1 protein-coding gene is annotated in these 202 nt (G+C 67.8%); it reads left to right on the forward strand.

Going from position 1 to position 202, the window contains the following annotated elements; all coding sequences use genetic code 11:
- The coding region (locus OGY35_RS01050; RefSeq protein ID WP_286631200.1) for an Ig-like domain-containing protein at nt 1-202 on the forward strand (202 nt) is incomplete at both ends.

Below are 202 nucleotides of genomic sequence, written 5' to 3' on the forward strand. Positions count from 1 at the left end.
AAGCACAGGCGGACCTGGTCATTACCGGGACCACCACCGCACCGGCCGGTCAGACCGTCACCGTGACCATTAACGGCAACAGCTACACCGCACTGGTACAGGCGAACGGCAGCTGGAGCGTCACCGTTCCGGCCGCGGCAGCCGGTGCCCTGACCACCGGCACGGTTACCGCCACGGTCTCTGATGCGGCCGGCAACACCGG

The sequence above is a fragment of the Citrobacter sp. Ct235 genome, assembly GCF_030332305.1.
Lineage (GTDB): Bacteria > Pseudomonadota > Gammaproteobacteria > Enterobacterales > Enterobacteriaceae > Citrobacter_A > Citrobacter_A telavivensis.